Annotated in this window: 11 protein-coding genes and 1 other annotated feature; all 11 genes read right to left on the bottom strand. The window is 36.2% G+C overall.

Annotated features, from left to right (window positions below; genetic code table 11):
• Positions 1-35: 35 nt before the first annotated feature.
• The gene (fusA, locus tag IDG65_RS08800; RefSeq protein WP_000090315.1) at positions 36-2,117 is read right to left on the bottom strand and encodes an elongation factor G; all 2,082 of its coding nucleotides are present in this window, start codon (positions 2,115-2,117) and stop codon (positions 36-38) included.
• A 122-nt stretch (positions 2,118-2,239) separates the two neighbouring features.
• A complete protein-coding gene (gene rpsG / locus IDG65_RS08795; RefSeq protein ID WP_001137495.1) occupies positions 2,240-2,710 on the bottom strand; it encodes a 30S ribosomal protein S7 in 471 nt (156 codons plus the stop codon).
• 65 nt (positions 2,711-2,775) lie between these two features.
• Positions 2,776-3,189, bottom strand: coding sequence for a 30S ribosomal protein S12 (rpsL, locus tag IDG65_RS08790; protein ID WP_001142337.1), 414 nt, complete (start codon positions 3,187-3,189; stop codon positions 2,776-2,778).
• 97 nt (positions 3,190-3,286) lie between these two features.
• Entirely contained in the window at positions 3,287-3,541 is a 255-nt protein-coding gene (locus IDG65_RS08785) for a ribosomal L7Ae/L30e/S12e/Gadd45 family protein (RefSeq protein ID WP_000031892.1), read from the bottom strand.
• Between the two features lie 136 nt (positions 3,542-3,677).
• Positions 3,678-7,274: a DNA-directed RNA polymerase subunit beta' gene (gene rpoC, locus IDG65_RS08780; RefSeq protein WP_078158001.1), complete on the bottom strand. Its 3,597-nt coding sequence runs from the start codon at positions 7,272-7,274 to the stop codon at positions 3,678-3,680.
• A 163-nt stretch (positions 7,275-7,437) separates the two neighbouring features.
• On the bottom strand, positions 7,438-10,989 hold the full coding sequence (gene rpoB / locus IDG65_RS08775; protein WP_000918667.1) for a DNA-directed RNA polymerase subunit beta: 3,552 nt from the start codon (positions 10,987-10,989) through the stop codon (positions 7,438-7,440).
• 214 nt (positions 10,990-11,203) lie between these two features.
• On the bottom strand, positions 11,204-11,812 hold the full coding sequence (locus IDG65_RS08770) for a class I SAM-dependent methyltransferase (RefSeq protein ID WP_000020302.1): 609 nt from the start codon (positions 11,810-11,812) through the stop codon (positions 11,204-11,206).
• 174 nt (positions 11,813-11,986) lie between these two features.
• Positions 11,987-12,355: a 50S ribosomal protein L7/L12 gene (rplL, locus tag IDG65_RS08765; protein WP_001273586.1), complete on the bottom strand. Its 369-nt coding sequence runs from the start codon at positions 12,353-12,355 to the stop codon at positions 11,987-11,989.
• Positions 12,356-12,397: 42 nt separating this feature from the next.
• A complete protein-coding gene (rplJ, locus tag IDG65_RS08760; RefSeq protein WP_001273087.1) occupies positions 12,398-12,898 on the bottom strand; it encodes a 50S ribosomal protein L10 in 501 nt (166 codons plus the stop codon).
• A gap of 37 nt (positions 12,899-12,935) precedes the next feature.
• Positions 12,936-13,082, bottom strand: a sequence feature (ribosomal protein L10 leader region).
• Between the two features lie 87 nt (positions 13,083-13,169).
• Entirely contained in the window at positions 13,170-13,862 is a 693-nt protein-coding gene (gene rplA / locus IDG65_RS08755; protein ID WP_001074619.1) for a 50S ribosomal protein L1, read from the bottom strand.
• 207 nt (positions 13,863-14,069) lie between these two features.
• Entirely contained in the window at positions 14,070-14,492 is a 423-nt protein-coding gene (gene rplK, locus IDG65_RS08750; RefSeq protein WP_001085795.1) for a 50S ribosomal protein L11, read from the bottom strand.
• Positions 14,493-14,542: the final 50 nt, after the last annotated feature.

Here is a 14,542-nt window from a genome sequence, read left to right as displayed (position 1 = left end):
TTTTAACCTAGGCTAGCTAGTCAAAACAAGTTATATTATTCACCTTTATTTTTCTTGATAATATCTTCAGCGATTGATTTTGGAACTTCAGCATAGTGATCGAAGTACATAGTGTAAGTACCGCGACCTTGAGTGTTTGAACGTAATGATGTTGCATAACCGAACATTTCTGAAAGTGGTACATAAGCATTAACAACTTGTGCATTACCACGAGGTTCCATACCATCAACACGTCCACGACGAGATGTTACGTCACCCATGATATCACCCATGTACTCTTCAGGCATTTCAATAGTTACTTTCATCATTGGTTCTAAGATTACAGGATCACATTTTTTAGCAGCTTCTTTAAGTGCTAATGATGCAGCAATTTTGAAGGCCATTTCAGATGAATCGACATCATGGTATGAACCATCATATAATTTAGCTTTAACATCAATTAAAGGATAACCTGCTAAGACACCATTTTCCATAGCATCTTTAAGACCAGCTTCTACTGATGGAATGTATTCACGAGGAACTACACCACCAACGATAGCGTTTTCGAATTCGAAACCTGCGCCTGTTTCGTTTGGTGTGAATTCAATGTGAACATCACCGTATTGACCACGACCACCAGATTGACGAGAGAATTTACCTTGAACTTGTGCAGATGATTTGAATGTTTCACGATATGAAACCATTGGAGCACCTACGTTACATTCAACGTTGAATTCTTTCTTCATACGGTCTACTAAGATGTCTAAGTGAAGCTCACCCATACCACCGATGATAACTTGTCCAGTTTCTTCGTCAGTGTGTGCATGGAATGTTGGGTCTTCTTCTTGTAATTTAACTAAAGCTTGAGTCATTTTATCTTGGTCAGCTTTAGATTTTGGCTCTACTGATAAGTGAATAACTGGCTCTGGGAATTCCATTGATTCCAAGATAATGTCATTTTTCTCACCACATAAAGTATCACCAGTACCTGTATCTTTAAGACCTACCGCAGCAGCGATATCTCCAGAGTATACAGTATCGATTTCTTGACGTGAGTTAGCGTGCATTTGTAATAAACGACCTACACGTTCACGTTTACCTTTAGTAGAGTTCTTAACGTATGAACCAGATGTCATTGTACCTGAATACACACGGAAGAATGTCAATTTACCAACATAAGGGTCAGTCATAACTTTGAACGCTAATGCAGCGAATTCAGCTGAATCGTCTGCTTTCGCGATTACTTCTTCTTCAGGGTTGCTAGCACGGTGACCAATAATTGGTTTAACGTCTAGTGGTGAAGGTAAGTAATCAATTACAGCGTCAAGCATTAATTGAACACCTTTGTTTTTGAAAGCTGTACCACAAAGTACTGGGTAGAATTCTACGTTAGTAGTAGCTTGGCGGATAGCTTCTTTTAATTCAGAAACTGAAATTTCTTCGTCACCAAGATATTTTTCCATTAATTCGTCGCTAGTTTCTGCAACTGCTTCGATTAAGCTAGCACGAGCTTCTTCAGCTCTATCTAAGTGGTCTTCAGGAATTTCAATTTCTTCAATTTCAGTACCTAAATCATTTGTATATTTGAAACATTTCATTTCAACTAAGTCAATGATTGCTTCGAATTCGTCTTCCGCACCAATTGGTAATTGGATTGGAGCAGCGTTAGCTTGTAAACGATCATGTAATGTACTTACAGAGTATTCGAAGTTAGCACCTAATTTGTCCATTTTGTTTACAAATACGATACGTGGAACACCATAAGTTGTAGCCTGACGCCAAACTGTTTCAGTTTGAGGTTCAACACCTGATTGTGCATCAAGTACTGTAACTGCTCCGTCAAGTACACGTAATGAACGTTCAACTTCTACAGTGAAGTCTACGTGTCCAGGTGTATCGATAATGTTTACACGGTGACCTTCCCAAGCTGCTGTTGTTGCAGCAGATGTGATAGTAATACCACGGTCTTGTTCTTGCTCCATCCAGTCCATTTGTGAAGCACCTTCGTGTGTTTCACCAATTTTGTGGATACGGCCAGTGTAATAAAGAATACGTTCAGTCGTAGTCGTTTTACCAGCATCAATGTGAGCCATGATACCGATATTACGAGTTTTTTCTAATGAAAATTCTCTAGCCATGTATTTTTTCTCCTTCCAGTTTATATTACTGAATAAATACGATAGATATGGCGATGCCCTAAGCATGAACGCTTAATGAAAATTCATTAATATAGAACACACTCAGGGTAAAAGCTTTTATCTTACCAACGGTAGTGAGCAAATGCTTTGTTTGCTTCAGCCATTTTGTGAGTGTCCTCACGTTTCTTAACGGCACCACCTGTATTATTTGCTGCATCTAAAATTTCGTTAGCTAAACGATCTTCCATCGTTTTTTCACCACGAAGACGTGCATAGTTAACTAACCAACGTAAACCTAAAGTAGTACGACGCTCTGGACGAACTTCTACTGGTACTTGATAGTTAGAACCACCTACACGACGAGCTTTAACTTCTAATACTGGCATAATGTTGTTGATTGCTTCTTCGAATACTTCTAATGCATCACGACCACTGCGTTGTTCAACTAGGTCGAATGCTGAATAAAGAATTCTTTGTGCTGTTCCACGTTTACCATCTAACATAATTTTGTTAATTAATTTAGTTACTAACTTAGAGTTATGAATTGGATCTGGTAATACGTCTCTTTTAGGTACTGATCCTTTACGAGGCATAATGTAAATCCTCCCTTCCTTATATTAAATATTTTAAGTTTAAGATTTAATTAAAAACTAAATTCTTAGTTTTTAGGTTTCTTAGTTCCGTATAATGAACGACCTTGTCTACGTCCGTCAACACCTGAAGTATCAAGTGCTCCACGTACAATATGGTAACGCACACCTGGTAAGTCTTTTACACGTCCACCACGTACAAGTACAACACTGTGTTCTTGTAAGTTATGGCCGATACCAGGGATGTATGCGTTAATTTCGATGTTGTTTGATAAACGCACACGTGCATATTTACGTAACGCTGAGTTAGGTTTTTTAGGTGTCATTGTACCTACACGAGTACATACACCACGTTTTTGTGGTGAGTTTAAGTCAGTAAATTTTTTCTTTTTACTGTTGAAACCTTTATTTAAAGCTGGAGAATCTGATTTTTTGATTTTGCTTTGTCTTGGTTTACGTACTAATTGGTTAATAGTTGGCATGTGATATGTCCTCCTCTCTTCACTTTTTAATCCCACACATCCAGGTGGTTCATTTTTAGGTTAAATAAAATTTAGTAAGTAAAACACTTACTAATTCTCATTTAATCAATGCTACTATTGTCGCATTGACGTTAATACCTACATGTTTACCCAAAGCATGTTTGCTTTTGAAAAAAGATACAGGTATATTTTTCTGATTGATTTGGCTTAACACGCGAGTCATTAAATATACTTCAACGTCTTCAGCAATAATCAAAGATGTAACTTGATCTTTCTTTAACGCTTTAAGCGTTTCTTTAAGACCAACTACAAAATGTTGTTTGTTAAAGCGTGCAACTTTTTCCTTAGACAATAATTTATCCTCCAAAGTTCTGCTTGCATCAACCTTTAATATATTAACATTGAACAAGAGAATTCGTCAACATTAAATCAAATAATTTACATAAAAATAACAAGAGGCTAAAGCATTAGCCTCTGTTATATACTTGTTATTCCGTTACTTCAGTTTGAGATTCAACTTCTGCAACTGGTTTAGCTGTTTTTTCGTATTTTACGTCGCTATAACGTCTCATACCAGTACCAGCTGGAATTAACTTACCAATAATTACGTTTTCTTTAAGACCTAATAAGTCATCACGCTTACCTTTAATTGCTGCATCTGTAAGAACTCTTGTTGTTTCTTGGAATGATGCTGCAGATAAGAAACTTTCTGTTTCAAGTGATGCTTTAGTAATACCAAGTAATACTGGTTTAGCTGTTGCAGGACGCTTACGGTGTTTAAATGCTTCTCTATTTGCATCTGTAAAGTTATGAATATCAACTAATGAACCTGGTAATAACTTCGTATCACCTGCTTCGATAATTCTAACTTTACGTAACATTTGTCGAACCATAACCTCAACGTGTTTATCGTCGATTTCTACACCTTGCATACGGTAAACTTTTTGTACTTCTTTTAATAAGTAGCTTTCAGTCGCGTTTAATCCAGCAACAGATAAGTAATTCTTAGGTTCAATAGAACCTTCAGTTAATACTTCACCACGTTGAACTGGTTGACCGATTTCTACAATAATTCTTGAAGTACCTGAAGCAAGGTATGATCTTGTTTCATTAGCACCTTTAACAACAATTTCTTGTTGTCTATCTTTTGCTAATTTAATATCTTCTACGACACCTTCGATTTCCGTAATTACCGCTTGACCTTTAGGGTTACGTGCTTCGAAAATCTCTTGAATACGAGGAAGACCTTGTGTGATATCGCTACCTGCTACCCCACCTGTATGGAATGTACGCATTGTAAGCTGTGTACCTGGTTCACCGATAGATTGGGCTGCAATTGTACCAACTGCTTCACCAACTTCAACTTTTTCACCAGTAGCAAGGTTTTTACCGTAACATTTTTCACAAACACCATGTCGTGCGTTACAAGTAAATGCTGAGCGAATATACATTTGTTCAATACCAGCATCTGTAATTTTCTTAGCAATTTCAGGTGTAATTAATTCATCAGGACGAATGATTATTTCATCAGTTTCAGGATGACGAATTGTTTCTTTAGAATAACGACCTTCAATACGTTCGATAAATGGTTCAATCATTTCTGTACCTTCTTTAATATCAGAAACTAATAAACCTCTATCAGTACCACAGTCTTCTTCACGAACAATAACATCTTGTGCCACGTCAACAAGACGACGAGTAAGATATCCTGAGTCAGCTGTTTTAAGTGCTGTATCGGCAAGACCTTTACGTGCACCGTGAGTTGAGATGAAGTATTCAAGTACTGTTAAACCTTCACGGAATGAAGATGTGATTGGTAATTCGATAATCTTACCAGATGGTGCGGCCATCAATCCACGCATACCTGCTAACTGTGTAAAGTTAGATGCGTTACCACGGGCACCTGAATCACTCATCATGAAGATTGGGTTAGTTTTATCAAGTGATTGCATCAATTCACCTTGAATTTGATCTTTTGCATCTGTCCAAATTTCAACAACTGCATTATATCTTTCTTCTTCAGTGATTAAACCACGGTTGAATTGTTTTGTAATTCTGTCGACTAATTTTTCATGCTCATCAAGTATTTGTTGCTTATCAGGTAATACTACGATATCAGCAACACCTACTGTAATACCAGCTTTAGATGAGAATTTGAATCCTAAGTCTTTCATACGGTCTAACATCATTGATGTATCAGTGATGCTAAATCTGTTGAATACTTCTGCAATAATATTACCTAAGAATTTTTTGTTGAAAGGTTCAATTAATTCTTCATTTTCAAAGTATTCTTTTAATCCACCTTCACCTAAAGTTGTAGGATCGATGAAATATCTGTTTGGTGTCTTTCTTTCTAAGTTTTCTTGCGTAGGTTCATTAATATAAGCAAATGAATCTGGAATGATTTCATTGAATATAATTTTACCTACTGACGTAGCAAGAATCTTTTTGTTTTGTTCTTCAGTAAATGTTGGATTATTGAATGAACTTGCATGTACACCAATTCTAGTGTGTAAATGTACAAAGCCATTTGCATATGCTTTTAATACTTCATTTGTATTATTAAAGATTGCGCCTGTATTTACTGCATCTTTTCTTTCTAAAGTAAGGTAATAGTTACCAAGTACCATATCTTGTGATGGTGTAACTACAGGTTTACCATCTTTAGGGTTCAAGATGTTTTGTGCTGCTAACATCAACATTCTTGCTTCAGCTTGTGCCTCTTTTGATAAAGGAACGTGAACCGCCATTTGGTCACCGTCAAAGTCAGCGTTATAAGCTGTTGTTACAAGTGGATGTAGACGAATCGCACGACCTTCAACTAAAGTTGGTTCAAATGCTTGAATACCAAGTCTATGAAGTGTTGGTGCACGGTTAAGTAATACAGGATGTTCTCTAATTACTTCTTCCAATACGTCCCAAACTTCATCATCCATACGTTCGATTTTACTCTTCGCATTTTTAATGTTAGTTGCAATTTCACGTTGAACTAATTCTTTCATTACGAATGGTTTAAATAGTTCAAGTGCCATTTCTTTTGGTAAACCACATTGGTACATTTTCAAGCTTGGACCTACTGCAATAACTGAACGTCCTGAATAGTCAACACGTTTACCAAGTAAGTTTTGACGGAAACGACCTTGTTTACCTTTTAACATATGAGATAAAGATTTTAATGGACGGTTACCTGGGCCAGTAACTGGACGACCACGACGACCATTATCAATTAAAGCGTCAACGGCTTCTTGTAACATACGTTTTTCGTTTTGAACGATGATACCAGGTGCACCTAAATCTAATAAACGTTTCAAACGATTATTTCGATTAATTACACGACGGTATAAGTCGTTTAAGTCACTTGTTGCAAATCGTCCACCATCTAATTGAACCATTGGACGAATTTCTGGTGGGATGATTGGAAGTACATCTAAAATCATCCATGAAGGTTTGTTACCTGAATTACGGAATGATTCAACAACTTCTAAACGTTTAATTGCACGAGTAAGTCTTTGACCAGTAGCTGATTCCAACTCATCGCGTAACAATTTAAGTTCTTCGTCAAGATCAATCTCTTCAAGTAAATCTTTAATACCTTCTGCACCCATTTTTGCAACGAATTGACCTGGGTATTTATCATAATAATCTCTGAATTCAGCTTCAGATAATAAAGTTTTCTTTTCTAAAGCAGTTGGACCTGGATCTACAACAACATAAGAAGCAAAGTAAATAACTTCTTCTAATGCTCTTGGTGACATGTCAAGTAATAATCCCATACGGCTTGGTATACCTTTGAAATACCAAATGTGAGAAACTGGAGCAGCAAGTTCAATGTGACCCATTCTTTCACGACGTACTTTAGATTTAGTTACTTCAACTCCACATCTGTCACAGACCATGCCTTTGTAGCGAACACGTTTGTATTTACCACAACTACATTCCCAGTCTTTTGTAGGTCCGAAAATTCTTTCACAGAATAGACCATCTTTTTCAGGTTTTAATGTACGGTAGTTGATTGTTTCAGGTTTTTTAACTTCACCAAAAGACCAAGAACGGATTTTTTCAGGTGAAGCCAATCCTATTTTCATATAATGGAAATTATTTACATCAATCAAGGAGCCTACCTCCTTCAATTTAGATTAGCTGTGCTATTTGATTGATTTGCATTTATTTAAAATGGCTTAAAGTACTAAACTGAATCATCAATAAAATTCAGCTTAGTATCTTTTTGCCTGTTTTGTAAATTGCGTATTAATCAGTAACTTCTTTTTGTGTTTCAGGAGCATCATTTTGTTGTAAATCTACTTTGCGTTCTACAACATCATCGTCATCAACGTCTGTCATTTCGATTTCATTATCTTGCTCATCCATAACTTTTACATCTAAACCTAAACTTTGTAATTCTTTCATCAATACTCGGAATGATTCTGGAACACTTGGTCTAGAGATGTTTTCACCTTTAACAATAGCCTCGTATGTTTTCACACGTCCTACTGTATCATCGGATTTGTAAGTTAAGATTTCTTGTAATGTGTATGCAGCACCATATGCTTCAAGTGCCCATACCTCCATCTCACCGAAACGTTGTCCACCGAATTGCGCTTTACCGCCAAGTGGTTGTTGTGTAACAAGTGAATATGGTCCTGTTGAACGCGCATGTAATTTATCATCAACCATGTGCGCAAGTTTCAACATGTACATTACACCTACTGAAATACGGTTATCGAATGGTTCACCTGTACGTCCATCATAAAGTACAGTTTTACCATCACGAGCCATACCAGCTTCTTCAATTGTTGACCATACATCGTCATCGTTTGCACCGTCAAATACAGGTGATGCAACGTGAATACCAAGATTTTTAGCAGCCATACCTAAGTGTAGCTCTAATACTTGTCCGATGTTCATACGAGATGGTACACCAAGAGGGTTTAACATGATATCGATCGGACGTCCGTCTGGTAAGTAAGGCATATCTTCTTCAGGAACAATCTTAGAAATGACACCTTTGTTACCATGTCGACCACACATCTTATCACCAACATGAATTTTACGTTTTTGAACGATGTATACACGTACTAATTGGTTTACACCAGGTGATAATGTATCGTCGCCTTCTTCACGATTGAATACTTTTACATCAAGAACGATACCGCCAGCGCCGTGAGGTACACGTAATGAAGTATCTCTAACTTCACGTGCTTTTTCACCAAAGATTGCATGTAACAATCTTTCTTCGGCAGTTAACTCAGTTACACCTTTAGGCGTTACTTTACCAACTAAAATATCTCCATCTTTTACTTCTGCACCAATATAAACGATACCACGATCGTCTAAGTTCTTAAGTGCACTTTCAGAAACATTAGGAATATCTCTTGTGATTTCTTCAGGTCCTAACTTAGTATCACGTGCTTCTGATTCATACTCTTCAATATGAATAGAAGTATACACGTCATCTTTCACAAGTCTTTCACTCATGATAACGGCATCCTCATAGTTGTAACCGTCCCAAGTCATGAAACCAACTACTACGTTTCTACCTAATGCCATTTCTCCTAATTCCATAGATGGTCCGTCTGCTAAAATCTCGTTATACTCAACAACATCTCCAACTGCAACGATTGGACGTTGGTTATAACATGTACCTGAGTTTGAACGTTTAAATTTAGCTAATGGATAGCGATCTAATTCACCTTCATGCTCAACGCCGTTCTCTTCAACTAGACGACGTACAAGAATTTCATTAGATTCAACATGTTCAACACGACCTCTGTGCTTAGCTGTAATAGCCGCACCAGAATCACGTGCTGCAACGTGTTCCATACCTGTACCAACAAATGGTGCTTCTGGATTCATCAAAGGCACTGCTTGACGTTGCATGTTCGCACCCATCAATGCACGGTTTGAGTCATCATTTTCTAAGAATGGAATACATGCTGTCGCTGCTGAAACAACTTGCTTCGGCGATACATCCATATAATCCATTTTTTCTTTAGCCATAACTGTGTTGTTACCACGGAAACGACATACAACTTCATCATCCATGAAACGACCATTTTCATCTAATTTAGAGTTTGCTTGTGCTACAACATAGCTATCTTCTTCGTCAGCTGTTAAATAGTCAATTTGATCAGTGATAGCGTGTGTATCTAAATCAACTTTACGATATGGTGTTTCAATAAAGCCGAATTCATTTACACGTGCATAACTTGATAATGAGTTAATCAATCCAATGTTTGGTCCCTCAGGTGTTTCAATTGGACACATACGGCCATAGTGAGAGTAGTGAACGTCACGTACTTCCATTTGAGCACGTTCACGTGTTAAACCACCAGGTCCTAATGCTGATAGACGACGTTTATGCGTTAACTCAGCTAATGGGTTTGCTTGGTCCATGAATTGTGATAATTGAGAGCTACCAAAGAATTCTTTAATAGATGCAATAACAGGTCGAATATTAATTAATTGTTGAGGTGTGATAGACTCAGTATCTTGAATTGACATTCTTTCACGTACAACTCTTTCCATTCTTGATAAACCGATACGGAATTGGTTTTGTAGTAATTCACCTACAGAACGTAAACGACGGTTACCTAAATGGTCAATATCATCTGTATATCCAATACCGCTTAATAAGTTAAAGAAGTAACTCATTGAAGCAATGATATCTGCTGGTGTAATGCATTTAACTTCTGAGTCAGGGAAAGCATTACCAATTACAGTTGTCGTACGACCTTCATCATCGTTAGGAACATATACTTTAATTGATTGAATTTCTACTGGCTCGTCTATAACGCTACCATGCAATTCAAACACTTCGCTGTTTGCATTTGATTCAAGTACATCCATGATTTCGTCGATTTTACGACGATCAAGCACTGTACCTTCTTCAACTACAATTTCACCAGTTTCAGTATTTACAATTGGCTCAGCTAATTTTTGATTAAATAAACGATGTTTTAAATGTAATTTTTTGTTTGTTTTATAACGACCCACGCTTGCTAAGTCATAGCGTTTTGGATCAAAGAAACGTGAATACAATAGACTTTTAGCATTTTCAACAGTTGGTGGTTCACCTGGACGTAAACGTTCATAGATTTCTAATAACGCTTGTTCAGTGTTTTCAGTGCCGTCTTTCTCTAAAGTATTACGTAAATATTCATTGTCACCTAAAAGGTCAACAATTTCTTGGTCGCTTGAGAAACCTAATGCACGTAACAATACTGTTAATGGTAGTTTACGTGTTCTATCAATACGCACGTATACAACATCTTTAGCATCTGTTTCATATTCTAACCATGCACCACGGTTTGGAATAATTGTTGCATCATAGTTTTCACGACCATTTTTGTCGATTTTTTCATTGAAATAAACGGATGGTGAACGAACTAATTGAGATACGATTACACGTTCTGCACCATTGATAACGAACGTACCTGTATCAGTCATTAATGGGAAATCACCCATAAAGACTTCTTGTTCTTTAACTTCTCCTGTTTCTTTAATGATTAGACGCACTTTTACACGAAGAGGTGCAGCATAAGTAGCGTCACGGTTTTTAGATTCTTCTAAATCATATTTTGGTTCTCCTAAACGGTAATCCACAAACTCTAATGACAAATTACCAGTAAAATCTTCAATTGGAGAAATGTCTCTAAACATTTCGATTAAACCTTCTCTTAGGAACCACTCGTAAGATTTAGTTTGAATTTCTATTAAGTTTGGTAATTCTAATACTTCTGAAATTCTCGCGTAGTTTCTACGTTTACGATGTCTTCCATATTGGACAACTTGACCTGCCAAACAGATTCACCCCTCAAAAATTATGTGATCCGCTTTTAGCTAAATACCATAAGCATATTAATAAAAAGACAAAAAGAAAACGGCAACACTAATGATGACACCATTTTCGATTCTATATTTATTCTTAATTAACTTATCTATTTAACGTAAAAGTACACACTTATTGAACATAAATTTTTACATTGTATAACTATAACAGAATATCCATTTCATTTCAAGCTTTTATACTTCTCAGAATGTAATATCCTTTATCTTTATTTACCACTTCTACATTTCCAAAAAGTTCATTCATTCTTTTCTTTGCAGATGGCATACCTTGCTTCTTCTGAATTACAACGAATAGTTCACCGTTCGAGTCTAATCTATGTAATGCTTGCTCGAATATACGATGCACGGTTTCTTTCCCTGCTCTTATTGGTGGATTGGTTAAAATAAAATCAAAACTTTTGTCTTCCACAGCAGACAAAGCATCACTTTCCTTTACGATCGCATTATCAATACCATTTATTTTTTTGTTTTTTTCAACTAAGGCTAGCGCTCTGTGATTAACATCTAGCATTGTAATTGAATGATGTGGTGATACTTTAGCAATCATCAAACCAATTGGTCCGTAACCACAACCAACATCGGCAATTCGCTTACTCGGACCAGGTGGATGCGCTTTTAAAAAAGTTTGAACAAGAACATCTGAACCATAATCTACTTTATCTTTCGAAAACACTCCATTATCAGTTATTAAATCAATTTTATGATGGTTTAATTGATATTGAATACGTTGTTCATTGCTAATTACACTTGGATCTTCATCGTAATAATGACTCATTATTCCACCTCATCTTCACTTTGTAACTCGTCATTATAATTATAACATTTCACTCAGTCTTTAAATGAATAAAACCCCGTTATCAAAATAACGGGGTTTTAACTTCTCAAAGAATCATTATATTATAGCAATACTTGCTATAAAACTTTGATTATTAAGTTTAAGATACTTGAATTATTTTAATTCTACAGTAGCTCCAACTTCTTCTAATTGTTCTTTAAGTTTTTCAGCTTCTTCTTTAGGTAAAGCTTCTTTGATTACTTTAGGAGCTCCGTCTACTAATTCTTTAGCATCTTTTAATCCTAAACCAGTTGCTTCTTTAACAGCTTTAACAACTTTGATTTTAGATGAACCAGCTGAAGTTAACTCAACGTCAAATTCAGTTTTTTCTGCTGCAGCGTCAGCGCCACCAGCTGCACCTGCTACTGCTACTGGAGCAGCTGCAGTTACACCAAATTCTTCTTCAATTGCTTTTACTAAGTCGTTTAATTCTAATACTGACATTTCTTTAATCGCTTCAATGATTTGTTCATGATTAGCCATTTTATAATTCCTCCATTATTTTTAATTTTTTTACGCTAAAAATTATTCAGCGCTTTCTTCTTTTTGTTCTCCAATAGCTTTAACCGCATAAGCGAAGTTGCGTACAGGAGCTTGTAATACTGATAAAAGCATAGATACAAGACCATCGTGTGAAGGTAATGAACCAACAGTTTTAACTTCTTCTGCTGTAATAACATTGCCTTCCATAACGCCTGATTTAATTTCTAATGCTTCATGATCTTTAGCAAATCCAGAAATTACTTTCGCTGCAGCTACAGCATCTTCACTTGAAGTTGCAATAGCAGTAGGACCTGTTAAGAATTCATCTAAGCCTTCGATACCAGCTTTTTCAGCTGCACGACGTACCATAGTGTTTTTGTATACTTTATACTCAACACCAGCTTCACGTAATTGTGAACGTAAGTCAGTAACTTCAGCTACTGTTAATCCACGGTAGTCAACGATTACTGTTGAAACTGAATTTGATAGTACCTCAGCAATTTCATCAACTAGTTGTTTTTTAGCTTCAATGATAGCAGACATTCAGACACCTCCATTTAAATTTTTGGTGCTTTTTTTAAAATTAATAAAAAAAGCACTTTCTACCCACGGCAAAAAGTGCTTGAAAGATCATAGATCATCACGTTCAAGTCAATTTTAGCCTCGGCAGGATAAATTTTAAGTTATAAATAACTCCTACTGTCTTAGGTAAAATAATCACAATAAGTAATATAACTTGGAAATTACTTATTGTCAATATATTTTTACAGACTGAAAGATATTTCTTTCAGCCTGTAATTGTTTATATTATTTATTATTTGAAACTTGCAGTATCAATTTTAACTCCAGGACCCATTGTTGTAGTTACAGCAACAGATTTGAAGTATGTACCTTTAGCAGATGATGGTTTAGCTTTAGCTAATACATCTTGTAAAGTATTGAAGTTTTCAATTAATTGTTCATCAGTAAATGAAACTTTACCAATTGATGCATGTACGATACCAGCTTTTTCAGCACGATATTCTACTTTACCAGCTTTGATTTCTTCAACAGCTTTTTTAACATCCATTGTTACAGTTCCAGTTTTAGGGTTTGGCATTAAACCTTTTGGTCCTAATACACGACCTAATTTACCAACTTCACCCATCATGTCTGGTGTAGCAACTACTACATCGAAGTCGAACCAACCTTGTTGGATTTTTTGAACGTATTCTGCTTCACCTACATAGTCAGCACCTGCTGCTTCAGCTTCAGCAATTTTGTCACCTTTAGCGAATACTAATACACTTTGTGATTTACCAGTTCCGTTTGGTAATACAACTGCACCACGGATTTGTTGGTCATTTTTACGTGTATCAATTCCTAAACGGAATGCAACTTCAACAGAAGCGTCAAAGTTAGCAATGCTTGTTTCTTTAGCTAATTTAATTGCTTCTTCAACACTGTAGTGCTGAGTACGGTCAACTTTACTAGCTGCTTCTTGATACTTTTTACCTTTTTTAGCCATTTATAGTTCCTCCTTTAGTGGTTTTAGCGGAATTTCCTCCCACATTACTTGCTATATGCAAGTTAAGAGCAGACAACAGAAGAATTAATCTTATGAATAAATCAATCATTAATCTAGTCATTCAGATTATATTTATAATTCATCATTATTATCTCTGTTATCTGCTTCATCGTTTAAATCATGTAATCAAATTTAATATTCGTAAAATTATTCTACAACGATACCCATACTACGTGCAGTACCTTCGATAATACGCATAGCTGCTTCTTCGTCAGCAGCGTTTAAGTCTTGCATTTTGCTGTTAGCAATTTCGCGTACTTGATCTTTAGTTACTGTACCAACTTTAGTTTTGTTTGGTTCGCCTGAACCTTTTTCAATACCAGCTGCTTTTTTAAGTAATACTGGAGCCGGTGGAGTTTTTGTAATAAATGTAAATGAACGATCTTCATAAACACTGATTTCTACCGGAATAATTAAACCTGCTTGATCTTGAGTACGTGCATTGAACTCTTTACAGAATCCCATGATGTTCACACCTGCTTGACCTAATGCTGGACCAACTGGTGGTGCTGGATTCGCTTTACCTGCAGGAATTTGTAATTTAACAACTTTATCTACTTTTTTAGCCACGATGTGCACCTCCTTGATATCGTGATGTGGTCACAGGGCTCAGTTTTGCC

This window comes from Staphylococcus sp. EG-SA-17 (genome assembly GCF_017151845.1).
In the GTDB taxonomy this organism is placed as follows: Bacteria; Bacillota; Bacilli; order Staphylococcales; family Staphylococcaceae; genus Staphylococcus; species Staphylococcus aureus.
The sequence above is the reverse complement of the archived record's forward strand: the minus strand, read 5'-3'. Positions and strand labels throughout refer to the sequence as shown.